The organism is Nitratireductor sp. ZSWI3, from assembly GCF_024655565.1.
Classification (GTDB): Bacteria; Pseudomonadota; Alphaproteobacteria; order Rhizobiales; family Rhizobiaceae; genus Nitratireductor.
The window spans coordinates 1-24,420 of sequence record NZ_JANKOF010000051.1; the positions used below are offsets into that span (position 1 = coordinate 1).

Below are 24,420 nucleotides of genomic sequence, written 5' to 3' on the forward strand. Positions count from 1 at the left end.
AGATGAGGCGCAAAACTGCCCTTCAGATCTCAATTGTGGGCGTTGCAGTTGCGGACGTCGAGCGCCCCCTCGACATAGTCGATCTTCGGTCGGCGAAACCCCATCGCGGCCCAGGCGCCGAGCAGCCGGACGAAGAACCCGGCCGAATGCGCCTTGAGATTGGGCACGTCATCCGGCAGCGCCGACGGATCGTCAAGATCGCCGGTCATCGTTCGCAGTTGCAGCGGCGGAAGGCTCCCTTCCGGCCAGAGAGGGCCGTAGAGGTCGACCCAGTGGCCGTCGGTGAAATCGAGAAACATCGGCGTATTGCAGCAGACCGCGACCACCCGACGGGTCTTGGTCTTCTCCGTCAGGCGGAATTCCCGCAGGTTGGCGGCCCCCCTGACGCACCGGACGCGGTCCTTGCGGTACATCTCCATCCGCGTGCCGCCCGTCGCCTCCCGCAGACGCGGCGCGCCCGGCAGGGCCTCCAGCACACCCGCGGCGGTCCGGCACGATGTGCACAGGCACTCGGTGCTCATGATCGGATGGCTCTCGACCTCCATCTCGACCTCGCCGCAGCGGCATTGCAGTTGTGTTGGCTTGCTCATGCTTCAACCTTTTCCGATATATCGAACAGACGACGGATGTACCGATCCAGATGATCGAGACTTTCGCGGGCAAGACCGGGGTCGTTGCCGGCCTTGGCCAATACGAAACCTCCCTGGATGACAGCCTGCGTATGGCGGGCAAGGCTTTCCGGCGTCCAGTCGCCTCGAATGCCACGAGCCCGCATGGCCGCCTCGAGATCCGCCTCCAGCGTGGCGGCATGTCCGAATATGCTTTTGCCGCAGGCCTTCCGAATATCGGGCGAGGTGGCATACACCTCCTGCGCCATGGTTCCGACCAGACAGGTGAACTCGGCGAGTTCGCCGACGATGATCGCCTTGCGGAAGGCCACATAGGCCAGCACACGGTCCAATGGATCGTCGGGCAGGTGGTAGGGCGCCGCCTCGAAAAACGCCGAGGTCGTATCAGCCCAGAATTCGGCCGCTGCGACGCCGAGGGCTTCCTTCGAGCCGAAATGATGGAAGAACGCTCCCTTCGTCACCTCGGCCTGCCTGCACAGGTCATCGACGGTGGTGGCGGCAAATCCCTTTGCACGGATGATATCCCGGGCCGCCTCAAGAAGGCGGGTGCGGGCATCGCCGCGTTCCGGGGAGAGTTTGGATGGCCTTGGCATGGAGATTCATACCATACGGTTGGTATGAATTCAACGCCGTTCTTCCCTGTAAAACGACCTTTGGTCAGGAGGGCGGCGAGCCGACAAGATGGGCTCGGAGCCGAACGTTCGTGACTGGGCCGGATCTTTCAACTCTGCTCCCGCTTCCTTGGATTTCCGGCCCGACACAGGTTTGCTATTCGGCCGCCAGCTTCTTCATCTCGCTCTCGCGCAGATGCAGCCCGAAACCGGCTGCGCCAGGCGCGCCGAGGCCCGCACGCAGTTCCATGGCCGGAATGTGATAGTCGCCGCCGTTCTGACGCCGGTAGGGAATGGGCTCTATCGTTTCCACCGTCCGCATCCGTTCGCGCAGACGCTGCGCAGCGGCCTCGAACAGCGGCTCGTTGAACCGATCCGTGCTGTAGGTGACGAAGGGCGGCAGCACGTCATAGCCGGGGTAGTAGAGAATGCCGTGATTGATCGGGAACAACAGGTCGTCGATCGGGCCGTTCACCCCGCGAGGGCCGTAGTGCTCTTCCCAGCCGCCGGCCGCCACGATCAGCATGGCGCGCTTGCCGGCAAGGGTCCCCTCGCCATAGCGGTCGCCCCAGCGTTTGTCGCTGTGCTCGCCGACACCATAGGCGAAGCCGTAGGCAAACACCCGATCGACCCAACCTTTCAGGATGGCCGGCATGGTGAACCACCAGAGCGGGAACTGGAGGATCAGCATGTCTGCCCAGAGAAGCTTTTCGATTTCGGTTTTCACATCGTCCGTCAGCGTGCCGGTCGCGAAGGCATTCTTCGAGGCCGCGACGGGCAGCAGCCGCTCATCGGCGGAGAGCCCGGGAAAGTCGGCACGATCGACCTCGGACTTCCAGCCCATGGCATAGAGGTCGGATACCCGGACCTCATGGCCGGTTGCTTCGAGTTCGCTGATCGCGACATCGCGCAGCGAGGCGGAGAGGGATTTTGGTTCGGGGTGGGCGAAGACAAGGAGAACTTTCATGACAGACCATCCGGTTGAGATTGACACCGGCCGGCAAGATAGCCCTGCCTCGAATATTCCGGTATATATAGGCAATGCATATCATATTGCCGAATAATGGATAGATCGGACATCACGCTCGAACGGATGCGCACCTTCGTCCGTGTCGCGGAGCGCCGCAGCCTGTCGGCCGTGGCGCGGGAACTGGGGGTTGGCCAGTCGACCGTCACGCGGCATGTGCGCGAGCTCGAGGAGGCCGTGGGTGCGCCGCTGCTCAACCGGACGACCCGCCGAGTCGCGATGACCGAGGAAGGCAGCCGCTACCACGCCCAGTGCGTCCAGATTCTCCTTCTGGTCGAACAGGCGTCCGAGGAAATCCGCGACCTGCGCGGCGCGCCGTCCGGCGCCGTTCACGTGTCCTGCACGGCCGCGCTTGGTGTGCTGCACATCACACGGCTGGTCTTCGCGTTTCAAGAGCGCTATCCCGATATCCGCATCGACCTCGGTCTGACCGACGAACGGATCGACCTCGTGAAGGAGGGCGTCGATATCGCGCTTCGGCTGGGGCCGCTCACCGACAGTTCGATGAAGCTGCATCATCTGGGCGAAAGCACGCGGCTGCTGGTGGCGGCGCCAGCCTATCTGGATGCATATGGCCGCCCCGACAGACCAGAGGACCTGGCCGCGCACAACATCATTCGCATGTCGAACGTGGCGGGCAGCGAAACGCTGGTGCTCGCGGGATTGGACGGCAAGAGGCACTCTGTTGCCGTGAAGGGCGACCTTCGGGTCGACCACGGCTTGGCTGCGCGGGAAGCGTTCCGAGTCGGGCGCGGGATCGGTCCGGCCCATCGCTGGCTGGTCGATGATCTCCTGGCGAGCGGCGAGCTGGAGGCGTTGCTGCCCGACTATGCGCTCGCCGCAACCCCGCTCAGCATGCTCATCGTGCCGGAGCGCGCCAAGATCGCACGCGTCCGCCTGTTGATCGACTATCTGGTGGCGGAGGCGGCACACCTGCCAGGACTCGGCTGAACGCCCGCAAATCCATGCCCTTTGCCCGCCCGGATCGATCGGGGTTTTCGCGGCAACTGCCTCTATTCAGGAAGCGGAATTCGATAGATCGTTCCATCGCCCCACGCGGCGGAGAGCAAGGACGCTCCGTCAGGAGCGACCACCAAGCCGACCGGGCTTCGCAGCCCGTCCGCGACGGCACGGGATTGCCCGTCCGGCAGGATTTCCCGCACGGTCGTTCCGCCGTAATCCACCACGAACACGCGGCCGTCTTTCGTCATTGCTACGCCGGGGCCGGGTGTGCCGAAGGCCTCGCCGGCCTCGATGCGCGCGCCGTCCGGGCGCAGGATCGTGACTCCGCCGCCGATATTGGACACGACATAGCCATTGTCTGGCGTCTGGACCGCCCCGACCGGCGTTTGCAGGCCGTTGATGACGGGTTCCAGATCGCCAGTCCCGGTCACGGCAAGAATCTGGTTGGTGCGGCGGTTGGCGATCAGCAGCCGGCCTGACCTGTCGAAGCTCAACCCGGCCGGTGTCGCAAGGCCGGTCACGTGCACGCTGCGCTCGCCGGCCGGCGTGAAGCGATAGATTTCGTCGCGGGAGTAAGAGGCGACGTAGACCGCGCCATCCGGGCCGACCGCCAGCCCGGAGGGGCCGGATAGCCCGTCTGCGAAAGTGGTTCTGTTGCCGGCAGGATCGATACGCGAGACGCGGCCCGCGCTCCATTCGGCTACAAACAGGTTCCCCGCCGCGTCGAAGGCCATGCCAACCGGCGAGCTGAAGCCGCTCCATAGCTTTTCGGGCGTGGCGGGGTTTGCGTATGCGGTGGTCGGAGCTGCAATCGGCGGGCCTGAAATCGCGACGAGTGCGAGAGCGCCGGCGCCAGCCAAGGTGCGAACAAAGTCCATCATGCCACTTCCTCCTGCTGGACGGGAAGCCGGGCGGCGAACACTTCCTTGGCCGCGAACAGCCCGTTGAGCGCCGCAGGAAAGCCGGCATAGACGGCCATCTGCATGATGATCTCGGTGATCTCGTCCCTGGTCAGCCCGACGTTCAGCCCCGCCTCAATATGGACTTTCAGTTGCGGCGTTGCCGTTCCCATTGCGGTCAGTGCGGCGATGGTGGCGACTTCGCGGGCGCGCAGATCAAGGCCGGGACGGCTGTAAATGTCGCCAAACGGAAATTCAAACACATAGTTTGCAAAGTCGGGAGCAATGTCGGCCAGAGCCGCAATGACGTTGTTGCCGGCCTCTCCGTCGATTTCAGCGAGTGCCCGCTTGCCGCGCTCCAGCCGGTTTTCGTCGAGGTTCGGGGATTGATGCGTCATAGTCTTTCATCCTCTCATCCATGCCGGCATATCCGGCAATCTTGGTGTCAAGGACGAGAAGGCAGGCCTGCAGTTTGGCCACATGCGCACGCACACGCTCACGGTGTTGTTCGAGCAACGCACTGCGCTCCGCTTCCGTGCCGACGCCGCGCTCCCGCAAGGTTGCGTAGCGCAACATCTCCCGGATGGGCATCCCGGTCGTCTTGAGACGGCCGAGAAACTCTATCCAGATCAGGATCGATGCGTCGTAGTCACGTTGGCCCGATTGGTCCCTGTCGGCATGGGGAAGCAGCCCGATCCGCTCATAATAACGGATGGTATGGGCAGACAGTCCCGAACGCTTCGCCAGTTCGCCAATCTTCATGAACGCCCTTCTTTCGTCACGACGCATCCAAGGCTAGGGGTTAGAGCGCGCTCTAAGTCAAGGGGTGATTTGTCGCTTTATGGTGTCGCGGAAATCAGACACGGCTGCACCGACCTTCTGGAGACGAGAGGCAAGCGGGCGCTGCCGATCCGTGTGCATCGGCGCCGGCCAAGGGTTCACGGTCGCACTCGGAGCTGATAGTCGTCACCTGGAAGCGCCCCTACGAGAAACGAGATGACCATCAACACCTGCTGCGGAACGCCCCGTGACGGCACTGGTCACGCTGCCCAATGACCGTGCTCCTCGTCAATCCCAACACCAATGGTTCGACAACCGCAGCAATGGTCGAGATCGCGCTTTCCGCAGGAACCGGCTTGGACTTCGCCGGCCGCACCGCGCCCTTCGGCGCGCCCATGATTACCGAACCGGAAGCTCTCGCCGTGGGCGCCAGGGCTGTGTCGGCTCTGCTGGAGGACGCGTGCGCGCGGCGGGAACCTTGGGAAGGCGTCATCATCGCGGCCTTCGGGGATCCCGGGCTCGACGAGGCGCGGCAACGCCTCCCCGTGCCGGTCTGCGGGATCGGCGAGGCCAGCTTCCACGAGGCGGCCGCCGGCGGCCGGCGTTTCGCCGTGGCCACCACGACACCCGCATTGGAAGATGCGATCGCTGCCCGGGTGGCCCGGGCGGGCCTTGCGGCGCAGTTCGCCGGCACGGTCTTCACCGATGCGGATCCCGTTCGGGCCGTCGCCGTGGAGGCGCGCCTGATCGCGCTCCTGAGGGCGGCGGTTGAGCGCGCTGCGCGATCAGGCGCCGACGCCGTCATCATCGGTGGCGGACCGCTGGCCAGGGCGGCGGTTCAGTTGCGCGGCGTCTGCGCCATCCCCATCATCGAGCCGGTTCCTGCCGCGGCGAGGCGCATCAGGTCCATGATTGATGAGCATGCATCAGGCGCGCCGCTGCCGCGATGAGCGAACGGTCCGACCCGCGTGGGCCGATCAGCGAGACGCCGAAGGGTGCCCCGTCGCCGACCCGGCCGGCGGGCAGAACGAGTTGTGGCAGGCCGGCCAGGCCGGCAACGCACAGGAGCTTCATGGCTTCGTGCCGGTAGCCGTCGAAGACGGCATCGGGCGCATCCAGGCGGAACGGTGCGTCGTGAACGACCGGCGCGAGCAGGATGCCGTCGGTGGCGAGGAGCGCGTCCAGGTCCTGCCGCAGCCTTTGACGGAGTTCGTTGGCGGTGACTTCTTTTTCCGCCGTCATGGCACGCGCATAGGCGTAGCGTTGGTCGAGCCCGCGCGCCAGCGGGATGCGGGCTGCCGTCATCCAGGGCACGACCGAGCGGTTGCAATCCGCCGACTGGATGTCGCGGAATGCCTCGTAGAGCGCATCGGCGTCGCCGTCGGGGTAGACGGGAGCCGAATCGGTGGCCAGATGGGCAAAGGGGGCGTCGAAAGCGGCTCTCTGTTCGGGCGCCAGTCTGTCGGCCATGTCCACGGCCACCAGAAGGCGCGGTTCCTCCGGCAGGACGATGGTATCGTCTCCGAGCATCACCCCGCCCACCGCTTCCATCGTGGCCGCATCGCGGGCGAAGAAGCCGCATGTGTCGAGGCTGGCGGCAAGCTCCATGCAGCCTTCGAGGGGGATGCGGCCGTGAGTCGGCCGCAGGCCCCAGATGCCGCAGAAGCTGGCCGGCGCACGCACCGACCCGCCCGTATCCGTGCCGATGCCGATATCGGCGAGGCCGGCGGCAACGGCAACGGCGGAGCCGGAAGACGAGCCGCCCGGAATGCGATCCGGCGCGGCGGGGTTCACCGGCGTGCCGAAATGCGGGTTCACGCCGTAGAGCGACCAGGCCAGTTCGTCCGTGTGTGTCTTGCCGACGAAGCGGGCGCCGGCGTCGAACACGCGCTGGATGGCGGGAGCCGTCGCGGCTTTCACATCGCTTTCTGCGAGCTTCAGCGGACAGCCGCAGCCAGTGCGATAACCTGCGACATCGAAGATGTCCTTGACCGCCACGCGCAGCCCGGCAAGCGGGCCGGCAGAGGCGGAAGGAACATCGACCGACGGATATGGCACGAAGGCGTGGAAGGGGTCTTCTTGCAGCAACATCGCAGGGCCTATTGCGCAGGCTCATGCAACGGCGCCGGACGGGCCGTTGCGAAAGGGCGTTCTCCGAGGACGCAGGCGACGCGTCGCCGAGGCCCCGGCCGGAACACCGGCGGCAGCGCCTCAAGGCACGCCGGTTTCACATGCGGGCAGCGTGGCGCGAAGGAGCAGTGATCCGGCACCGTTGCCAACGGCGGCGGACTGCCGGGGATGGCCTCCAGGCGCGACCCGCGTTCGGCGTCGTGCAGATTGGCGGCCAGGAGGCCGCGCGTATAGGGGTGGCGCGGATCACGGATGATCTCGGCGGCGGAACCTTCCTCGACGATGCTGCCCGCATACATCACCGCGATGCGGTCGGAGATCTCCACCGCGACGCCGATGTCGTGGGTGACGAATATGATGCTCATGCCGTACTCCTTCTGCAATTCGCGCAGCAGCAGCAGGACCTGGATCTGGACCGTCGCATCGAGCGCCGTGGTGGGCTCGTCGGCGAGCAGCAGCCTGGGCTGACAGGCAAGCGCCAGCGCGATCATCGCGCGCTGACGCATGCCGCCCGACATCTCGTGCGGATAGTTCCGCAGGCGCTGCTCCGCCGACGGAATGCGCACCCGCTTGAGCATGTCGAGTGCCACATCCATTGCCTGCGCGCGGCTTGCGCCGGTGTGGCAGCGCACCGCCTCTGCGATCTGGTCGCCGATCGTGTAGACAGGATCGAGAGCCAGCGCCGGTTCCTGGAATATCATGGAGACAGTCTTGCCACGATAGTCGGCAAGCGCCCGGCCCTTCAGTCCCGTCACGTCGATGCCGTCGACCTTCATCGATCCGCTGATTGACGTCCTCTTCTCGGGGAGCAGCCGCAACAGGGCCTTCAGCGTCACGCTTTTTCCGGAGCCGGACTCTCCCAGGATCGTCAGCACCTCGCCCGCCCGCAGGCTGAGTTCGAGATCGTTGACCGCGTGCACGACACGCGCGCCTGAGAAGCGGACGTTCAGCCCTGAAATTTCCACCAGGTTCTCACCCATCCGCCATCTCCTGACCCCGGGCGCCGGCCATCGTGTGGCCCGACTGCGGGTCCAGCATATGGCATGCGGCCATGTGGGCGGCCTCGCCGCCGACCGGCCTCGCGGCCGGCTTCATCGTCGCGCAGACCTCCTCGGCAAACCGGCAGCGCGTGTGAAACCGGCAGCCGGTGGGCGGGTTGATGGGGTTCGGAGGATCGCCGGTCAGCGGCGGCACCTCCGTGCGGTTGTCGGGGTCCATGGAGGGCATGGCGGCGAAGAGGGCGGCGGTGTAGGGGTGGGCGCGCTTCTTCCAGAGACTTTCCACCGGACCGATCTCAACCACCTCGCCGAGATACATGACCATGATCCGGTCGGAGATGAACCGAACCACGTTCAGGTCGTGCGAGATGAAGACGTAGGTCAGGCCGAACTCGGCCTTGAGGTCGGCCAGGAGATTGAGAACCTGCGCCTCCACCGACTTGTCGAGTGCCGAGACCGCCTCGTCCAGGATGATCAGCCGCGGCCGCATGGCGAGTGCGCGGGCGATGTTCACGCGCTGGCGCTGGCCTCCCGAGAGTTCGTGCGGATAGCGAGCCGCGAAACGTTCCGGCGCGAGGCCGACGCGGGCCAGGAGATCGCGCGCGGCCGCATGGGCCTGTTGGGGCGCCACGCCGCGCATCTTCGGGCCGAAGGCGATCGTGTCCTCGATGGTCATTCGCGGGTTGAGGGAGGCATAGCTGTCCTGGAACACCATCTGCACGCCGGCCCAGAGTTCCTTGTGCGTAAGGGTGGCACCAAGCTTGTCGCCGTCGAAGATCAGGTCGCCGGAATCGATGTCGGTCAGTCCGACGAGCAGCCGCGCCGTCGTCGACTTGCCGCAGCCGGACTCGCCGACGATGCCGAGCGTCTCGCCCTTACGGACGGTGAAGGAGACATCGTCCACGGCCTGGACGGCTCCCTTCCTCCGTCCGATCAGCCCCTTGCGAATGGGGAAATAGCGCTTCAGAGATCTGGCGATCACGAGCGGCTGTGCCGGACCGCCACGATCGGGCGATGCATTCAGGTCGGTTCCTTGCTGATCGGTCATGCGGCTAATCCTTCACGTTCATCGCGCTTCTGAGGCCATCGCTCAGGAGGTTGAGGCACAGCGAGGTAAGAAAAATCATGACGCCGGGCAGGGCGGCGATCAGCGGATCGATGTAGATCGCCGTGCGGAGCGTGTTGAGCATCAGGCCCCATTCCGGCTCGGGCGGGCGCACGCCAAGACCGAGGAAGGAAAGGCCGGCGGCCAGGATCATGGAGACGCTGGTCAGGCTGGTGGCATAGACGAAGATGGGGCTGAGCACGTTGCCGAGCACGTGCACCCGCACGACCGTCAGGGGGCCTGCTCCGGAAATGCGCGCGGCATCGACATATTCAAGGGAGCGCACCGAGGCCGTGACACTCTCCGCCACGCGGGTGATCGGCGGGATGAAGACGATGGTCAGCGAGACGAGGCTGTTGACGATGCCGGCGCCGAGGGCGCCGGAAATGGCAATCGCCAGCAGGATCGACGGGAAGGCGAAGAAAACGTCCACCACCCGCATGATGACCGTATTGAAGATGCCGCCGGCATAGCCGGCGAAGACGCCCAGCGCCGTTCCGATGACCAAGGCGAAAAGGACGGGCAGAAGCCCCAGCATCAGGGTCAGCCGCCCACCATAGACAAGCCGGCTCAGCATGTCGCGCCCCAGTTCGTCGGTGCCCAGAACATGGCCGGGCGTTCCCACCGGCTTCAGCCGCTGGATCATGCTTCCGGTGACCGGGTCCTGCAGGCCGATCCAGGGCGCGAAGATGACCGCAGCCAGAAGAAGGAGGATGAGGGTCCCGCAGGCCATCGCCACCGGGTCGCGGCGCAGTCGCTGGAAGACCTCGCGCCAATATCCCCTGGAACTGTCGGAGATCTCTTCCCGCGCGATGTTGATAGTCGTTTTGGCCGTCACGCTCATGCCTTCAGGTTCTCTTGATGCGCGGGTCGACCAGCGGCTGGACCAGATCGACGAGGAGGTTGACGAATACGAAGAACAACGCCAGCACCAGGATCGTGCCTTGAAGGAGCGGCAGATCGCGCTGGAAGATGGCGTTGGACAGGAGGAAGCCTGTGCCGGGCCAGTTGAAGACGGTCTCTATCAGGATGGAGCCGCCGAGCAGGTAGCCGAGCTGAAGGCCGACCACCGAAAGCGTGGTCGGCGCGACATTGCGCATCACATGGCGCAATATGCCCGCCCTGCCCATGCCCTTGGCCGCCAGCGCCGTGACGAAATCCTGTGACAGGACGTCGCCGACCAGCGCGCGCACCGTGCGCGCGACTATGCCCATGGGTACAACGGAGAGTGTCACGGCGGGCAGGACGATGAAGCGCAGATGCTCGACGTCCCATCTCCAGGCACTGGAGCCGCCGGGGCCAGCCCCGGTGGACGGCAGCCAGCCGAGCATGACGGAGAAGATCACCACCAAGACGATGCCCAGCCAGTAATTGGGAACTGAAACGCCGGTGATCGACAGCGCGGTCACGGCGCGGTCTATCGGCGTGTCCTTGAAATAGCCAGCGATGAAGCCGAAGAGAATGCCCAGCGAGAAGCCGATCAGCGACGCGGCAAAGGCCAGGATCAGCGTGTTGCCGACCGCGCGCATGACTTCGCCCGCCACCGGGCGCCCGGTGGCGATGGAGTTGCCGAGATCGCCCGCAAGGGCGTTTCCCAGCCAGACAAGGAATTGCACCGGCAGCGGCTTGTCGAAACCGTATGCCGCGCGCATGGCGGCCTGCTGCTCGGCCGTTGCGTCGATCGGCATGACCGCCGTCAGCGGATCGCCCGGCGCAATGTGCACGAGCAGAAAACAGAACACGCTGACGCCCAGCGCGACGGGGACGACATAGACAAGCCGCTGGATGAAATAGGTAAGCATGACCGGCTTTCCTGAACGGGTGGCTGCATGCCCGCACGGTCGCCCGTGCGCCCATGCGGAACGGAATGCCGGACTCCGCGACGACGGCGAAGTCCGGCCCGACGCTGACTATTCCTCGATGGTGATCGGGGCAAAGTCCTGGAACCAGTTCTGCGCCTGCACGAAACCCTTGACCTTCGGGCTCAAGGCCCGCGGCGCCACATCATGGGTGACCATGAGGAAGAGGGCTTCGTTCACGTATTTCTCGTGCGTGCGGCGCATGACCTCGTCCTGTGCCTCCGGATCGAAGGTGTTGCGGATTTCCTTGAACAGGGCATCCATCTCGGGATCGCAATAGTGGCCCCAATTGGTGCCGTTCGGTGCGATCAGGTCGCAAGACAGGTGGCGGATCAGGCCGGTGAAGGGATCCTGAATAAAGTAGGAGAAGTTGATCGACTGGGTGCCGAGCGCGTTCTCGCTTTCAGCGCCGGCCCGCCAGATGTTGATCATGGTGTTCCATTCGACCACCTCGAACTCGACATCGATGCCGACCTCGGCGAGATTTTGCTGGATGAACTCGTTCATCGGCAGCGGCAGCATCTGGCCCGAGCCCGAGGGTGAAATCAGAGCCTTTACCTTCAGCCGGTTGTCGGGGCCGTGGCCGGCCTCGGTGAGCAGCCTCTTGGCCTCCTCCGGGTCGTAGCGAACGTCGAATTCAGGCTTGCCGAACCATTGCGACGACGGCGGCAGGAAGCCTTTTGCCGGCACCATGAGGCCACCCAGAAGCTGCTTCATGCTTTCCCGGTCGATTGCCAGATTGGCGGCCTTGCGGACGTTGAGGTCGTTCCATGGCGAGCCCTCGAGACGCGACAGGTGCCAGGTCCAGTTGTGCGGCAGTGTGTTGGAAACGATCTGGAAGCCATTGCCTTCCAGCGCGGGAACGAGGTCCGGTGCGGGCGCCTCGATCCAGTCGACCTGGCCGGACATGAGGGCTGCCGAGCGGGCATTCGGTTCAGGGAGCGGCAAAAGCACCAGGCGGTCGAGCTTGGGCACGCGCGTCCCGTCCCAGTAGTCCGGGTTGGGGACGAGCTCGGCGCGCTCGCGCGGTACGAAGGAATCAAGCTTCCATGGGCCTGTGCCGGACGGGCTGGAGGCGACCTTTTCCCAGTCCTTGCCCTGCGTTTCCCAATTGGCCGGCGACGACATCATGATCCAGGCAAGCTGGTAGGGCAGGGTGGCGTCCGGTTCCCTGGTGACGATTTCAAGCGTCAGGTCGTCGACGGCCTTGTAGCTGGAGACGGCGGGAATGCGGCTCTTGCCCTGGGCGGCCTGGCGCGGATCGTATTGCTCGGAATCTTCCTTCAGCAGCTTGTCCAGGTTCCACACGACGGCTTCGGCGTTGAACGCGCTGCCATCGTGGAAGGTGACGCCCTCACGCAGCTTGAAGGTCCATTTTGTCTTGTCGGCTTCATCGACGCCCCACTCCACGGCAAGGCCGGGCGTGAGAACGGAGGGCTTTTCGGCGCTGCCCAGATCCCAGTTCACCAGCGCGTCATAGAGCGTATAGCCCATAAAGCGCATGCCTTCGCCACCCTGGTCTGTCTGGCCGGTCGTCAGCGGAATGTCGGATGCGGTCATGCCGATGCGCAAGGTGCCTGCAGCAAATGCATCGACAGGGGCCGCTGCGATCGCGGCGGCAGGCAGGGCGGCAAGGGCGGCGCCCCTCAGGAACTTCCAGATCATGTTGTTGTTCTCCTTTTCGGGAATAGTCCACGACCGGCACACCTCCCAGATGCCCGTGGTTCCCTGTTTTCAGGTTTTTTGAACCCCTCTGTTCCTCCCTTGCGCAGCGCATTGCCCCAAGATGACAAGGTGCCGCCTCCCGGTGGGGCGAAAGCGGTGCCCCAATGGAATGTCGATGGTTCTCCCGTTGATCTGTGCCCGGGTCGGAAGCGTGGCCGGAACAGCGTGGCGGAAAGGAAGTCGCGACATCGGCTCGATTGCGATCCCATTCTCACCAGTGGCCGAACCATCCATCCGAACGCCTAACGCAGACTGCTGCTTTGACTTGACAGGTATCCGGTTCCGGCCTGCGTGGCCTGCCCGGAAGGGAGAGTTCACGGTATTGCGTGCCCTATATTTATGCAAGCCTATTTTTTAGGCAATTCTGCCGATAAGGGCGCCATTTGCCATGATCGGCTGGCCTTGGACCCTGCGATGCGGGGCCGCTGCCTCAAGTTCCGATTGTCCTCTGCGCCTGACATCACCCGTGGTTTCCATGACGCGCGCCGTGTATACAGTTCGCCTACTGAGGGGCTGGATGAAATACAAAGTGGCCCGGTGACGGCGTGGGCGGAGGTGAGGATGGCGGGTTCGCGGGGTATCGCACGATGAGCGGACGCGTGAAAACGGTTCATAGCGAATTCATCGCCGCACAGCTCGAGCGCGAGATCATCGACCAGCTCTGGCCCGTGGGGGCGAAGCTCGACGAAAGCGCGCTTGCCAAACGCTTTGGCGTATCGCGCACGCCGATACGCGAAGCGCTGCATATCGTCGTCTCGCGTTCACTGGCGCAGCGCGTTCCCTATAAGGGTGTTGTGGTGGTCGATGTCGGGCGCGAGCGCATCGATCAGATGTTCGAGGCGATGGGCGAAATCGAGGCCACCTGCGGACGCCTGGCCGCCACGCGCATGACCATGTCGGAGCGCACCGAACTGGAAATGTTGCACCAGCAGATGCGGCGCATGGCGGAGCTTGGCGATTTCCGGGGCTATGACGAGACCAACGCGAAATTTCACACGGCCATCTATGCCGGAGCGCACAATGCGGATTTGATGGAGATCGCCGAGCTGACGCGGCTGAAGCTGGCGCCGTTCCGAAGCTCGCAGCTTCAGCAGGCCGAGCGTGTCGCCCGCTCGAATGCCGAGCACGAGACGATCATCTCTGCGATACTGGATCGCAATGCCAAGGAAGCCGAGCGCGCCCTGCGGCGACATTTGACGAGCGCCGCAAAGGCCGTACTCGCCGGCCGCCTAAGAGCGGGATGAGGAAAAGTGTGAAGCGGTTTTCCGCCCGCATCCCGCTCTGACTTTTTGAAAGCGAGCGCGATGATCTCGGTGGTCGTCAATGCGGTGTACAATGCTTCGGGGCCCGTAACGGTTAATAGGCGAGCGCCGTGCCGTCGGAACGCGGGTCGCTCGCCGCTTCCATCAGGCCGCTTTCGTGGAGGACGACGGCGCCGGCGTGGCCGGCAAGGTCCGAATATGGCTCGATGAGTTCCACCTCGTGGCCGGCCGCCTTGAGCGCGGCAACCAGCGAGGGGGTGAACCGGCTTTCGAGCTTGAGGGTCGTGGTGGCATCGCCCCATGTCTTTCCGAGCAGCCAGCGCGGCATGGAGACGGCCTGCTGCAGGTTCTGCTTGAACCGGGCATAGCGGGTGAAGATGGCGGCCTGTGTCTGCGGCTGCCCTTCGCCGCCCATCGTGCCATAGGCCATGATCCGCCCATCGGCGAGCCTCGCCAGCGCCGGGTTCAGCGTGTGGAACGGTCGCTTGCCGGGCGCAAGCTGGTTCGGCCCCGGCTGCAGCGAGAATCCCGCGCCCCGGTTCTGGAAGAAGACGCCCGTGGCGGGGCAGGTGAGGCCGGAGCCGAACTCCCAGAACACGCTCTGGATGAAGCTGACGACCGTGCCTTCGCGGTCCACGGCTCCCATCCAGATCGTATCCCCGTCCTTCGGCGGGTAAGGCCAGGGGAGGGCTTTTTGGCGGTCAATCCCTCTCGCGAGGGCATCGAGCCGATTCGGCGTGAGCCAGGCGGCTGCCGGCTCCTCCATGGTTTCGGGATCGCCGAGCGTTCTGTTGCGGATGAGAAAGGCCTGCTTCGTGGCCTCGACAAGACCGTGAACATGGTCGAACCCTTCGCCCGCGGTGACGCCGAGCCTGTCGAACAGCGCCAGGATCATCAGCGACGAGATTCCCTGTGTGGGAGGGGTCATGTTGTACAGAACGCCGTCGGACGTCGTGACCGACAGCGGTTCGACCGTCTGCGTCGAGAATCGGGCGAAATCATCGAAACGAAGCGGGCTGTCATGCGCCTCCAGGAAGCGGGCATGCTCGGCGGCGATATCGCCGCGATAGAACGCTTCGATCCCCTCGCAGGCAAGCGTCTCCAGCGTCCGCGCAAGTGCGGGCTGCCGGAGTTTGTGGCCGGCTTCAGGCGGTTTGCCGTCCACGAGAAATACATCCGCAAATCCCGGCACGCCGGCAAGCGAGTCCAATTTGTCGCGCGTGCAACGGGACTGGTTGCCGGTGATGGCCATCCCGTCATGCGCATGGCCGATGGCCGCCGACAGGAGGTCGGCAAGGGGCATGCGCCGGGCAGAGGGCACCATGTCGAGCGCGCGCTGCCAGCCGCTAAGCGTGCCAGGCACCGTCAGGGCGGCTGCAGCCCCACGCGCGGGGATGGTCTCGGCCAGGCCGCGGCGCGCATACCAATCGACCGTTGCAAGTTCGGCGGCGCGCCCGCAGCCCGATATGCCGACAGGCGCCTCGCCGGCCCGCTTTATGAGCCAGAAGCCGTCGCCGCCGATGCCGTTCATATGTGGATAGACGACCGCCACCGTTGCCGCCGCGGCGACCATCGCCTCGATCGCCGTTCCGCCGCTTTCGAGAACGTCCCGGCCGGCCAGTGCCGCTGCGCGATGGGGTGCGGAGAAGCTGCAATTGTAGCCGAGTGCGGTGTGAAGCATGGGATTTTACCAGCCGATAGCCTCCGGCAACCAGAGCGCCAGAGAGGGAAAGGAGTAGACGAGGGCGAGAGCTGCGGCCTGCAGGCCGATGAAGGGAACGACGCCACGGTATATGTCGCTTGTCCTGACCTTTGCCGGCGCCACACCCTTCAGGAAGAAAAGGGCCCAGCCGAAGGGGGGCGTCAGGAAAGATGTCTGCAGATTGACCGCCACCAGAATGGCGATCCATGCCATGTCGACCCCCGATTGCGCGAAGATCGGAAGGAAGAGCGGCAGGGCGATGTAGGAAATCTCGATCCATTCGAGAAAGAAGCCGAGCACGAAGATCAGGAGCATGAGGAAGAGGATCTGGCCGTCCAGCCCGCCCGGCACGAGCATGAAGGCATCCTGTACGAGGCGCTCGCCGCCCAGGCCCCGGAAGGCGAGGGCGAATGGCTGGGAGAAGATGAGAATGAGAAACACCATGGCGCTCGCCGTGAAGCTCGATCGCACGACATCGCGCATGGTCGCATAGTCGAGGCGGCCGGCGAAGGAGGCCAGGACGATGCTGCCGAGCGCACCCATGGAGGCGGCCTCGGTCGGCGCGGCGACACCTCCGATGATGGAGCCCAGCACCAGGAAGATGAGGGCGATGGGGGGAAAGACGACCCCGAGAAGCTTGCCGGCAAGCGCACGGCCCGACACCAGATCGCGCTCCCGCCTGGGGATGGCCGGCACTGCGTCTGGGGTGACGATGCCCAGCACCAGCACATAGGCGATGAAGATCAGTGCGAGGATGAGGCCCGGAACGAGGGCGGCGGCAAAGAGCGTGCCGACCGACTCGCCCATGATGTCTGCAAGCAGGATCAGGACAAGGCTCGGCGGGATGATCTGCCCCAGCGTGCCGGACGCGCAGATAACGCCGCTCGCGATGCCCCGGTCGTAGCCGCGATTGACGACCGGCCCGAGCGCGATGAGGCCCAGCGTCACCACCGTGGCGCCGACGACGCCGGAGGCCGCGCCCATCAGCACACCGACCAGGATGATGGCCAGAGCCATGCCGCCGCGCAGACCGCCCATGGCGAGGCCGATCACCTCGAGCAGGTCCTCGGCGATCTTCGACTTCTCCAGCATCAGCCCCATGAAGATGAAGAGCGGCAGGGCGAGAAGCGTGTAATTGGTCACCACGCCGAAGACCCGGGCCGGCAGAAGGCCGAAAAGACCTGTGCCGAAACCCAGATAGCCGAACACGAAACCTGTCACGCCGAGGCAGACGGCGACCGGAATGCCCACGAGGAGCATCACGAAGAATGCGCCGATCATGCACAGCGCCAGAAGCTCCGTATAAGGCATGGGCTATTTCGTCATGGCTGGCGATGGAGATGCTTCGCCGGCGGATGGCGAAAGCAGATCCGCGAGATGCTTCAGAAAGGACGCGGCCGACTGCAGTGAAAGCAGCGCGAACGCTGCCGGCAGAGCGGCCTTGAGGATATAGCGATAGGCAAGGCCGCCAGGGTCGGGCGAGCCCTCGTTGATGGAATAGCTCTGCTCGACATATCCGATCGACAGCCAGGCGAGCACGAGCGCCAAAAGCGCCAGGAGGAGTGCCGAGAGTGTGTCGATGATGCTTTTGGTCCGCGCGTCGAACTTGTCATAGAGCACATCCACGCGTACCTCGCCGCCCTGGTTGAGCCCGTAGGCCATGCCAAACAGCGCGCCGACCGCCATCAGATGCCATTCCATTTCCTGCATGGCGACACTGCTGAGGCCAAACAGATAGCGGCCGAGCACGTTGCCGGCGACGACCAGCACGAGCGCCAGCCCGCACCATGCTGTCAACTGCCCAATCGCGCGGACGGCGCGCGTGGCGCCGTCCGCCGCATTGATCAACACCGCACGCATGGGCATCAGGCCTTCAGGTTGTAGAGGGGCTTTTCGGCGATGGCCGTCCACCCGTCGTGCTCCGCCTTGAAGGCCATGAAGGCATCATGCACCTTGCGGACGACGGGGTCGGAAGCGGCGATCTCTTCAAGCGCCGTCGCCGTCGCCGCCTTGAGGGCCGCGACGACCTCTGGCGGCAGGACATTGGCCTGAACACCGAAATTGTCGACCAGATCCTTCAGCGCTGCGGCATTGTTGGCTTCGCACCAGGCATAGCTCTCCAGGTTGCAGGCCATGGCTGCGGTCTGGACGATGGCTTGGAGGTCGGCCGGCAGGCTTTCCCAGGCGGCCTTGTTGATCAGCAGCTCCGTCACGTTGCAGGGCTCGTGCCAGCCGGTGGTGTAGTAGTATTTGGCCGCGTTCTGCAGGCCGAGGCGGCGGTCCTGATAGGGGCCGACGAATTCGGCAGCGTCGATGACGCCGCGCTCGAGCGCGGGGAAGATCTCGCCGCCGGGCAAAAGCTTCACGTCGACGCCGAGCGTGGCGTAAACCTTGCCGGCCAGGCCGGGAATGCGCATCTTCAGCCCGCGGAAATCCTCGACCGATGTGATGGGCTCGCGGAACCAGCCGGTCATCTGCACGCCCGTATTGCCCACGGGCAACGCCTTCAGGCCCAGGGGCGCGTAGAGCTCGTCCCACAATTCCATGCCGCCTCCATGGTAGAGCCAGGCATTCTGTCCCTGGAAATTCATGCCGAAGGGAACGGTGGTGAAATACTGCGCCGCCGGCAGGCGTCCGGCCCAGAAATAGGCATTGGCGGAATTCATCTCCACCGTGCCGTTGCGCACGGCGTCGAAGCCTTCCAGCGCCGGGATCAGCTCGCCGGCGGCGAAGTGCTGGATCCTGAGTCGGCCGTCGGACATGGCTTCGACCTTCCTGCAGAAATCGGTCGGGCTGCCCGGGCCTTCCACATAGAACGGCGACCCGGGGCCATAGGCATTGGTCATCTTCCAGTTGAAGCTCGTCTGCGCCCGCGCAACGGGTGGGGCGGCGAGTGGGGCCGTCATGGTTGCAGCGGCTGCTGCCGTGAGGAAATTGCGACGTTTCACTGCTTCTCTCCATGGCTTCGGGAGGATTCGGACTGGCGGGGAGGGGCCGCGAAAGTCTTATAAGCAATGGCCATGCCAAGAGATCACTATGTTGAAATTATTGAGTTTTATGAACTTGGCGGCTTGATTATTGTATACAAAATAGTCAATTTTTGCGGATTATGAATACAAAATAGGCAGCCGTCATCTGCTGATGATGCGCCATGGTCACAAAGCCTGTTGTTGGGCTGCCTCACCGCTTGCACCCATCACGCGAAGCAGGGCAAATCGAGTTTGTCGCGTCACCGTCGACTGGCCAATCCGAGTTCGTGTGCGATCGCCGCCGATCTTCGCTAGAGCATTTTGCAGTCAGGTGGATTCACCTGACGTCCGCATAAAATGCAGAAAAACAATGAGATGCAACGGGACGACGAAACGATGAACCGGTCCAGGGGCGGTTCCGAATGCTGACCTGTCAGGTCATAGCGATGGAGGCGGCAAGCATGCACAGCCACGGCAGACCAGGGTTGTCATGGCGAATCGGCAGGATCCACATTGCCGCGATCGGCTCGTTCCACAAGGCTCACCAGCCGTGCGCCATCGATCGCGCGGCAGATCGCCCCGGACGGGCGAGCCGTCGGTGTGTCCTCCGCTGCGAGCATGGCGTTCAGAACCGCCTCCTCCACCGCCTCCACCGCCGCCAGATAGACGGGATCGAGCAGTTCGTCGTTGAGGCAGGTCATCCGCCGCCAGGGCCCGCTCAGCTGTGGCAGGTCCATGTCGTTGGCCGTGCTGAAGGCGAGGAACATGTCGCCCGAATTGTTGCCGCCCGGCGTGCCGCCGCGGCCGATGCCGATGGTGGCGCGGCGCGCCAATTTCTGCAGCTGGGTCGGCAGAAGCGGCAGATCGGTGCCGATCACGCAGATGATGGAACCGCGCTCATGGGACAGGCCGGGTATCCGATCTTCCGTCATGGAGAGCCCTACCGGCACGCCGAGGACATTGAGCCAAGGCCGCACGCCGTGATTGGCCTGCACCAGGGCTCCCACATGATAGGTGGCTCCGGCAATGTCGAGCCGGCGCGACGCCGTGCCCGTACCGCCCTTGAACTCGTAGCAGATCATGCCGGCGCCGCCGCCGACATTACCCTCGGCCACCGCTCCGGACGATGCCGAGCGGATGGCTGCAAGGGCATGCTCGGGCCGCACGTGCTGGCCGTTGATGTCGTTCAGCACGCCGTCATAGGTCTCGGTGACGACCGGCATCGCCCAGAGATGGGTCTTCTGCCATGCTTCGCCATACTGCTCCAGCATCCAGCGGGTGGCACCGTGATGGACCGCCCCGACACTGTGGGTGTTGGTGAGCAGGATCGGCCCCACAAAATAGCCCCCGTCATGGATCCAGTGGGTGCCCGTCATCTCGCCATTGCCGTTGAGCGTGGACTGGCCCGCCCAGACAGGGCGCGGACTGGGCTCCAATCCGGTCGGAAGGATCGCCGTCACGCCCGTCTGCACGGGCAGCGGGCCGGTCTGCAGTCCCGGCTCACGGTGCGAGTTCAGCGTTTCATAGCCGACCATTACGCCGGGCACGTCGGTGATCGCGTTGTGGGCGCCGGGCGTGCCGGGCAGGCGAAGGCCGAGCTCGCGGGCGCGCGGCTTTCTGCTGGTCTGCTTTTGATTCATCCGGTTATTTCCTCCTGGCCCGCAGATAGAGCCCCGCCGAGGCGACCACGATGGAGAAGACGAGCATGATCGTGGCGATGGCGTTGATCTCCGGCTTTATCCCCCGCCGCAGCATGCCGTAGATGAAGACGGGCAATGTGGTCGAGTCGACACCAGCGATGAAATAGGTGATCACCAGATCGTCCATCGAGATGATGAAGGCGAGCAGCCCGCCCCCGATAACGCCAGGAAGGATCAGCGGCAAGGTCACACGGCGGAAGGTCTGCCATGAATTGGCGCCGAGATCGGCCGAGGCCTCCTCGAGCTTTTCGTCCATGTCGGCGATGCGGGCGCTGACGACGATGAAGACGTAGCTGATGAGAAAGGTGCAGTGGCCTATCATGATCGTATAGACACTGAGCTTTACGCCGGTGGAGACGAAGAAGATCAGAAGCGCGATGCCGAGCACGATGTCGGGCATGATCATCGGCATGAACATGAAGGCGCGGTAGAAGCTCTTGAGGCGGAAGCGGAAGCGCGCGACAGCTATTGCGATGGCGGTGCCGAAGACGGTCGATACGCTGCTGGCGACAAGGGCGACCAGCAGGCTGTTGCGCACGGCCCCATAGAGCTGGCGCGTCGATTCCACATAGAGCGTGGATTCGGTGAGCCGCGCGGGAAAGCCGAAGATGGTGCGGTACCAGTCCAGCGTGAAGCCGTCCCAGATCATCATGTTCACCGGGTTGGCATTGAAGGAGAAGACCACGATCAGCACGATCGGCGCATAGATGAAGGCGAAGAAGAGGAACCCGTAGACCGAAAGAAGGCGCGAAAGCCCGCCATAGCGCTTCATCTCAGGCCTCCTGCCGATTGAGCGGCGTCGCCGTCACCCGTTCCTCGCGCGTCATCTGACGCACATAGAGCAGCAGCGAGACGAGAATGGTGGCCATCACCACCATGCTGAGGGCGGCGCCGAAGGGCCAGTTGCGCGCGGAGAGGAACTGTTGCTCGATCAGATTGCCGATCATCAGCACCTTGGCGCCGCCCAGGAGCGACGGCACGATGAAGTTCCCCAGGCTTGGTATGAAGACGATGATGGAGCCGCCGACGATGCCGGGCAGGGTCATGGGCAAGATCACGCGGCGGAAGGTCTGCCAGCGGCCCGCGCCGAGGTCGAAGGAGGCTTCGACCATCGCCATGTCCAGCTTCTCGACGCTCGCATAGAGCGGCAGGAACATGAACGGGATGAAGATGTAGACCATGCCCACCACCACCGCGAAGCCGGTGAAGATCATCTCCAGCGGCTGGTCGATGATGCCGAGGGCCATCAATGCCTGGTTGATGAAGCCCGTGGGGCGCAGGAGCAGAACCCAGGCGAACAGCCGTACGATGAGGCTGACGAAAAAGGGCAGCGTGATGAGGAAGATGAAGAAGTTCTTGCGCCGCTCCGGTTGCCGGCTGATCCAGAAGGCGGCCGGATAGCAGATGGCGAGGCTCAAGCCGACGGTGCACAGCGCGAGCCATACCGAGCGGGCGAAGATCTGCAGATAGGCGGGGTCGAACTGCTCGTAGCGCGTGTTCGCCCAGCCGAAGATCCGGCCGTAGTTCAAATGGTAGAAGTTCCACACCACGCCGCCGTAGAGCCCGGGCTCCAGCCAGCTGTAGGTGAACATGATGGCAAGCGGGCCCAGGAAGAAGATGCCGAGGAACAGGGTCGGGGCCCCGAGCAAGCCGACGAGCGCGGCCGCACGCCGCCCTTTGGCCGTACCACGGCCGATCATGAGCCGACCTCCCCGGCCAGCGGGTGCAGCCTGGAGGCGGGGAACCAGAGTTCGATCATCTGGCCCGGAGCCGGGCCGGCGCCGAGGTCCTCTCCGGCCGGCAGCGATGCCTTGAGCGGTTCATCGGCCTCGCTTGTGCCGATCACAAGCTTATAGTGAGTGCCGACGAAGAACACCTCCCGGACCGGCCCCGAGAAGCGCAGGCCCGTCCCGTTGTCCGGCGGGCTCGGCCGCGCATCCTCCGGACGGGCCAGGAGCTGCACCTTGTCGCCTGCACTGAAGGTCTGCCCGTCCCGCCGCGGCAGCCGCACTTCCTGCCCGTCGGCCAGGCGGAAATGACAATGGGCCGGACCGACCTCGCTGACCGTCGCCGCGAAGAGGTTGCTCTCGCCCACGAAGCGCGCCACGAAGACGTTGCTCGGCGTCCGGTAGAGCTCGTGCGGGGGGCCGATCTGCTGGAGCTTGCCCTGACCCAGCACCGCCACCCGGTCCGACATGGTGAGCGCTTCCTCCTGGTCGTGGGTGACGAAGACGAAGGAAATGCCGAGCTCGTGCTGCAGGGCCTTCAGTTCCTGCTGCATCTTCCCGCGCAGGCTCTTGTCCAGCGCTGAAAGCGGCTCGTCGAGCAGCAGTATCTTGGGCCGCGCCACCAGGGCGCGCGCCAGAGCGACACGCTGCTGCTGGCCGCCGGAGAGCTGGTTGATCCGCCGTTCGCCGAAGCCCGCCAGGCCGACCAGCTCCAGCATTTCGCTCACCCGGCGGCGGGTCTCCGCCTGTTCCACCTTGGCGATTTCCAGGCTGTAGGCGACATTCCTCGCCACGGACAGGTGCGGAAACAGCGCATAGGTCTGGAAGACCGTGTTGACCGGGCGGCGATAGGCCGGCCGGCCGGCGATGTCCTGCCGGTCTATGAAGATATCGCCCGCGTCGAGATCCTCGAAGCCGCTGACCACCCTGAGAAGCGTGGTCTTGCCGCAGCCGGACGGCCCCAGCAGGGTCAGGAATTCATTTGGCGCAACGCTGATGGATACATCGTCCAGAGCGACGACTTCCTGCCCCTCCGGCGTCGCAAAGCGCTTCATGGCATGCCTGATCTCCAGCACGGGCCGGGCCGGGCCATTCTCGGCCGCGTCCCGCGCTTGAGCGGCTGCCATCGGGCTCGTCGCCTCCATCTTCATGGTCTTACTGCGCCGCCGTCTTCAGCCGTCTCCATTCGCGGGCGTAGAGGCGGATGTCCTCGCCCAGGTCGTGGAAGATCTGCAGACGCTCCATGACCTCCTTCGGCGGATACATGGTCTCGTTGTTGGCGATCTCCTCGGGAATAAGCTCCAGCGCCGGGATGTTGGGCGTACCGTTCATCTGCTGGGCAACGTTCAAGGCGGCGATCTCGGGCCTCAGATAGAATTCAAGGAACTTGATCGCATTGTCCTTGTTCGGCGCGCTCTCCAGCACGCACATGTCTTCCTGATAGATCGTCGCGCCTTCCTTCGGGATCACATACTCCAGAACGTCCGGCATCTGGCTGACGAAGATATTGGCGCCGACATACCAGTGGGCGGCGGCGACATCGCCGGACTGGACCAGGGGGATGCTGTCATAGGTGAAGGCGGAAATGTCGCCGATCCGCTCGACGATATAGTCGGTGGCCTTCACCGCCTCCTCCTCGTCGACCGAATTCACCGAGGTGCCGTTCATGATATGGCCGATGCCGATCGTCTCGCGAGGATCGTCCAGCAGGATGATCTTCTTGCCGCTCTCGGCGGCGGCGAACAGGTCCGCCCAGCCCTCGATCGGGGCATCCACCACCTTCTTGTTGTAGACGATGCCGACGCTGCCCCAAGCATAGGGAAGGCAGTATACGGCCTGCGGGTCCGTCTTGGCGCGGATGAAGTTCGGATCGATGTTCTTGAAATCGGGATGGCTGCCGATGCCGGTCTTGGCCAGCAGGCCGAGATTGAACATGACATCATGCATCCACACCGAGGGGAACACGATGTCGTATCCCGTGGCCCCGGCCTGGATCTTGGCCAGCATCTCCTCGTTGGTGCCGTAGGTGTCGAGCGTCACCTCGACGTCGAACTCCTCGCTGAAGCGCTGCAGGACCTCCGGATTGATGTAGTCGCCCCAATTGTAGAGGTTGAGGCGCCCCTCGGCGGCGGCAGGCGCGCTGACGGCAGCGGCAAGGGCAAGGGCGATTGCGGCGGGCGCCGCCGTTCGCAGGATGGATTTCCCGGATTTTGTCATGGTTGGCTTCCCCTCTTTATGTTTTCGCCGGAAGGGGATCCTGCCGGCATGGCCATCAGGGTGCTGTAATGATAACATTTCTGTCAAACGTTATTTTTCTTTCATGTTGTGCTCAGG

24 protein-coding genes are annotated in these 24,420 nt (G+C 64.3%); 3 read left to right on the forward strand and 21 right to left on the reverse strand.

Translation table 11 applies throughout. The annotated features are described in order from the left end of the window. Window positions 1-29: 29 nt before the first annotated feature. The 3 genes from NUU27_RS15485 to NUU27_RS15495 all read right to left on the reverse strand — a co-directional run bounded on the left by NUU27_RS15485 (window position 30) and on the right by NUU27_RS15495 (window position 2,207). Window positions 30-590: a GFA family protein gene (locus NUU27_RS15485; protein ID WP_257763029.1), complete on the reverse strand. Its 561-nt coding sequence runs from the start codon at window positions 588-590 to the stop codon at window positions 30-32. Beyond that, on the reverse strand, window positions 587-1,222 hold the full coding sequence (locus NUU27_RS15490) for a TetR/AcrR family transcriptional regulator (RefSeq protein ID WP_257763030.1): 636 nt from the start codon (window positions 1,220-1,222) through the stop codon (window positions 587-589). Before NUU27_RS15490 ends, NUU27_RS15485 begins: the two co-directional genes overlap by 4 nt. A gap of 175 nt (window positions 1,223-1,397) precedes the next feature. Then, window positions 1,398-2,207, reverse strand: coding sequence for an NAD(P)H-dependent oxidoreductase (locus NUU27_RS15495; protein ID WP_257763031.1), 810 nt, complete (start codon window positions 2,205-2,207; stop codon window positions 1,398-1,400). Between the two features lie 96 nt (window positions 2,208-2,303). Here NUU27_RS15495 and NUU27_RS15500 point away from each other — a divergent pair, with 96 nt between their 5' ends. Next, entirely contained in the window at window positions 2,304-3,218 is a 915-nt protein-coding gene (locus NUU27_RS15500; protein ID WP_257763032.1) for a LysR family transcriptional regulator, read from the forward strand. 62 nt (window positions 3,219-3,280) lie between these two features. Here the strand turns inward: NUU27_RS15500 and NUU27_RS15505 are convergent, their stop codons facing one another. Genes NUU27_RS15505 through NUU27_RS15515 form a run of 3 tightly spaced genes read right to left on the reverse strand, consistent with a single transcriptional unit; the run spans window position 3,281 to window position 4,891 of the window. Beyond that, window positions 3,281-4,111, reverse strand: coding sequence for an NHL repeat-containing protein (locus NUU27_RS15505; protein WP_257763033.1), 831 nt, complete (start codon window positions 4,109-4,111; stop codon window positions 3,281-3,283). Beyond that, a complete protein-coding gene (locus NUU27_RS15510) occupies window positions 4,108-4,527 on the reverse strand; it encodes a carboxymuconolactone decarboxylase family protein (RefSeq protein ID WP_257763034.1) in 420 nt (139 codons plus the stop codon). The genes NUU27_RS15505 and NUU27_RS15510 overlap by 4 nt, the downstream gene beginning before the upstream one ends. Next, on the reverse strand, window positions 4,463-4,891 hold the full coding sequence (locus NUU27_RS15515; RefSeq protein WP_257763035.1) for a MerR family transcriptional regulator: 429 nt from the start codon (window positions 4,889-4,891) through the stop codon (window positions 4,463-4,465). The genes NUU27_RS15510 and NUU27_RS15515 overlap by 65 nt, the downstream gene beginning before the upstream one ends. Before the next feature lie 290 nt (window positions 4,892-5,181). Here NUU27_RS15515 and NUU27_RS15520 point away from each other — a divergent pair, with 290 nt between their 5' ends. After that, on the forward strand, window positions 5,182-5,859 hold the full coding sequence (locus NUU27_RS15520; RefSeq protein ID WP_257763036.1) for an aspartate/glutamate racemase family protein: 678 nt from the start codon (window positions 5,182-5,184) through the stop codon (window positions 5,857-5,859). Here the strand turns inward: NUU27_RS15520 and NUU27_RS15525 are convergent. From NUU27_RS15525 to NUU27_RS15550, 6 genes are all read right to left on the reverse strand, one after another. Beyond that, a complete protein-coding gene (locus NUU27_RS15525) occupies window positions 5,810-7,000 on the reverse strand; it encodes an amidase (RefSeq protein ID WP_257763037.1) in 1,191 nt (396 codons plus the stop codon). The two genes, NUU27_RS15520 and NUU27_RS15525, sit on opposite strands and share 50 nt — an antisense overlap. Window positions 7,001-7,008: 8 nt before the next feature. Next, complete coding sequence (locus tag NUU27_RS15530; protein ID WP_257763038.1) at window positions 7,009-8,019, reverse strand: ABC transporter ATP-binding protein; 1,011 nt, start codon at window positions 8,017-8,019, stop codon at window positions 7,009-7,011. Further along, entirely contained in the window at window positions 8,012-9,085 is a 1,074-nt protein-coding gene (locus NUU27_RS15535) for an ABC transporter ATP-binding protein (protein WP_257763039.1), read from the reverse strand. Before NUU27_RS15535 ends, NUU27_RS15530 begins: the two co-directional genes overlap by 8 nt. A 4-nt stretch (window positions 9,086-9,089) precedes the next feature. Further along, entirely contained in the window at window positions 9,090-9,986 is an 897-nt protein-coding gene (locus NUU27_RS15540; RefSeq protein WP_257763040.1) for an ABC transporter permease, read from the reverse strand. A gap of 4 nt (window positions 9,987-9,990) precedes the next feature. Then, window positions 9,991-10,944: an ABC transporter permease gene (locus NUU27_RS15545; protein ID WP_257763041.1), complete on the reverse strand. Its 954-nt coding sequence runs from the start codon at window positions 10,942-10,944 to the stop codon at window positions 9,991-9,993. Window positions 10,945-11,052: 108 nt separating this feature from the next. Continuing rightward, entirely contained in the window at window positions 11,053-12,666 is a 1,614-nt protein-coding gene (locus tag NUU27_RS15550) for an ABC transporter substrate-binding protein (protein WP_257763042.1), read from the reverse strand. Between the two features lie 659 nt (window positions 12,667-13,325). Between NUU27_RS15550 and NUU27_RS15555 the strand changes: the two genes are divergently transcribed. Next, window positions 13,326-13,970, forward strand: a complete 645-nt coding sequence (locus NUU27_RS15555) for a GntR family transcriptional regulator (protein WP_257763043.1) — start codon at window positions 13,326-13,328, stop codon at window positions 13,968-13,970. A 112-nt stretch (window positions 13,971-14,082) separates the two neighbouring features. Here the strand turns inward: NUU27_RS15555 and NUU27_RS15560 are convergent, their stop codons facing one another. The 9 genes from NUU27_RS15560 to NUU27_RS15600 all read right to left on the reverse strand — a co-directional run bounded on the left by NUU27_RS15560 (window position 14,083) and on the right by NUU27_RS15600 (window position 24,303). Then, window positions 14,083-15,669, reverse strand: a complete 1,587-nt coding sequence (locus NUU27_RS15560) for a gamma-glutamyltransferase family protein (RefSeq protein ID WP_257763044.1) — start codon at window positions 15,667-15,669, stop codon at window positions 14,083-14,085. A gap of 6 nt (window positions 15,670-15,675) precedes the next feature. Beyond that, window positions 15,676-17,001, reverse strand: a complete 1,326-nt coding sequence (locus NUU27_RS15565; protein WP_257763046.1) for a TRAP transporter large permease subunit — start codon at window positions 16,999-17,001, stop codon at window positions 15,676-15,678. 3 nt (window positions 17,002-17,004) lie between these two features. Further along, window positions 17,005-17,601 carry a TRAP transporter small permease subunit gene (locus NUU27_RS15570; protein ID WP_257763047.1) on the reverse strand — a complete coding sequence of 199 codons (597 nt, stop codon included), beginning with the start codon at window positions 17,599-17,601 and terminating at the stop codon, window positions 17,005-17,007. Continuing rightward, window positions 17,556-18,638: a TRAP transporter substrate-binding protein gene (locus tag NUU27_RS15575; protein ID WP_257763048.1), complete on the reverse strand. Its 1,083-nt coding sequence runs from the start codon at window positions 18,636-18,638 to the stop codon at window positions 17,556-17,558. The genes NUU27_RS15570 and NUU27_RS15575 overlap by 46 nt, the downstream gene beginning before the upstream one ends. 509 nt (window positions 18,639-19,147) lie before the next feature. Next, the gene (locus NUU27_RS15580; RefSeq protein WP_257763050.1) at window positions 19,148-20,299 is read right to left on the reverse strand and encodes a P1 family peptidase; all 1,152 of its coding nucleotides are present in this window, start codon (window positions 20,297-20,299) and stop codon (window positions 19,148-19,150) included. 4 nt (window positions 20,300-20,303) lie between these two features. Further along, on the reverse strand, window positions 20,304-21,131 hold the full coding sequence (locus NUU27_RS15585) for an ABC transporter permease (protein WP_257763052.1): 828 nt from the start codon (window positions 21,129-21,131) through the stop codon (window positions 20,304-20,306). Window position 21,132: 1 nt separating this feature from the next. Next, window positions 21,133-22,059, reverse strand: a complete 927-nt coding sequence (locus NUU27_RS15590; RefSeq protein ID WP_257763053.1) for an ABC transporter permease — start codon at window positions 22,057-22,059, stop codon at window positions 21,133-21,135. Next, the gene (locus NUU27_RS15595) at window positions 22,056-23,213 is read right to left on the reverse strand and encodes an ABC transporter ATP-binding protein (protein ID WP_257763054.1); all 1,158 of its coding nucleotides are present in this window, start codon (window positions 23,211-23,213) and stop codon (window positions 22,056-22,058) included. The genes NUU27_RS15590 and NUU27_RS15595 overlap by 4 nt, the downstream gene beginning before the upstream one ends. Before the next feature lie 28 nt (window positions 23,214-23,241). Continuing rightward, on the reverse strand, window positions 23,242-24,303 hold the full coding sequence (locus tag NUU27_RS15600) for a spermidine/putrescine ABC transporter substrate-binding protein (protein WP_257763055.1): 1,062 nt from the start codon (window positions 24,301-24,303) through the stop codon (window positions 23,242-23,244). Between the last annotated feature and the right edge of the window lie 117 nt (window positions 24,304-24,420).

Coding starts and splice junctions, on each gene's coding strand:
- NUU27_RS15485 (WP_257763029.1), bottom strand. CDS start 590: ATGAGCAAGCCAACACAACTGCAATGCCGCTGCGGCGAGGTCGAGATG.
- NUU27_RS15490 (WP_257763030.1), bottom strand. CDS start 1,222: ATGCCAAGGCCATCCAAACTCTCCCCGGAACGCGGCGATGCCCGCACC.
- NUU27_RS15495 (WP_257763031.1), bottom strand. CDS start 2,207: ATGAAAGTTCTCCTTGTCTTCGCCCACCCCGAACCAAAATCCCTCTCC.
- NUU27_RS15500 (WP_257763032.1), top strand. CDS start 2,304: ATGGATAGATCGGACATCACGCTCGAACGGATGCGCACCTTCGTCCGT.
- NUU27_RS15505 (WP_257763033.1), bottom strand. CDS start 4,111: ATGATGGACTTTGTTCGCACCTTGGCTGGCGCCGGCGCTCTCGCACTC.
- NUU27_RS15510 (WP_257763034.1), bottom strand. CDS start 4,527: ATGACGCATCAATCCCCGAACCTCGACGAAAACCGGCTGGAGCGCGGC.
- NUU27_RS15515 (WP_257763035.1), bottom strand. CDS start 4,891: ATGAAGATTGGCGAACTGGCGAAGCGTTCGGGACTGTCTGCCCATACC.
- NUU27_RS15520 (WP_257763036.1), top strand. CDS start 5,182: ATGACCGTGCTCCTCGTCAATCCCAACACCAATGGTTCGACAACCGCA.
- NUU27_RS15525 (WP_257763037.1), bottom strand. CDS start 7,000: ATGTTGCTGCAAGAAGACCCCTTCCACGCCTTCGTGCCATATCCGTCG.
- NUU27_RS15530 (WP_257763038.1), bottom strand. CDS start 8,019: ATGGGTGAGAACCTGGTGGAAATTTCAGGGCTGAACGTCCGCTTCTCA.
- NUU27_RS15535 (WP_257763039.1), bottom strand. CDS start 9,085: ATGACCGATCAGCAAGGAACCGACCTGAATGCATCGCCCGATCGTGGC.
- NUU27_RS15540 (WP_257763040.1), bottom strand. CDS start 9,986: ATGAGCGTGACGGCCAAAACGACTATCAACATCGCGCGGGAAGAGATC.
- NUU27_RS15545 (WP_257763041.1), bottom strand. CDS start 10,944: ATGCTTACCTATTTCATCCAGCGGCTTGTCTATGTCGTCCCCGTCGCG.
- NUU27_RS15550 (WP_257763042.1), bottom strand. CDS start 12,666: ATGATCTGGAAGTTCCTGAGGGGCGCCGCCCTTGCCGCCCTGCCTGCC.
- NUU27_RS15560 (WP_257763044.1), bottom strand. CDS start 15,669: ATGCTTCACACCGCACTCGGCTACAATTGCAGCTTCTCCGCACCCCAT.
- NUU27_RS15565 (WP_257763046.1), bottom strand. CDS start 17,001: ATGCCTTATACGGAGCTTCTGGCGCTGTGCATGATCGGCGCATTCTTC.
- NUU27_RS15580 (WP_257763050.1), bottom strand. CDS start 20,299: ATGAATCAAAAGCAGACCAGCAGAAAGCCGCGCGCCCGCGAGCTCGGC.
- NUU27_RS15585 (WP_257763052.1), bottom strand. CDS start 21,131: ATGAAGCGCTATGGCGGGCTTTCGCGCCTTCTTTCGGTCTACGGGTTC.
- NUU27_RS15590 (WP_257763053.1), bottom strand. CDS start 22,059: ATGATCGGCCGTGGTACGGCCAAAGGGCGGCGTGCGGCCGCGCTCGTC.
- NUU27_RS15595 (WP_257763054.1), bottom strand. CDS start 23,213: ATGGCAGCCGCTCAAGCGCGGGACGCGGCCGAGAATGGCCCGGCCCGG.
- NUU27_RS15600 (WP_257763055.1), bottom strand. CDS start 24,303: ATGACAAAATCCGGGAAATCCATCCTGCGAACGGCGGCGCCCGCCGCA.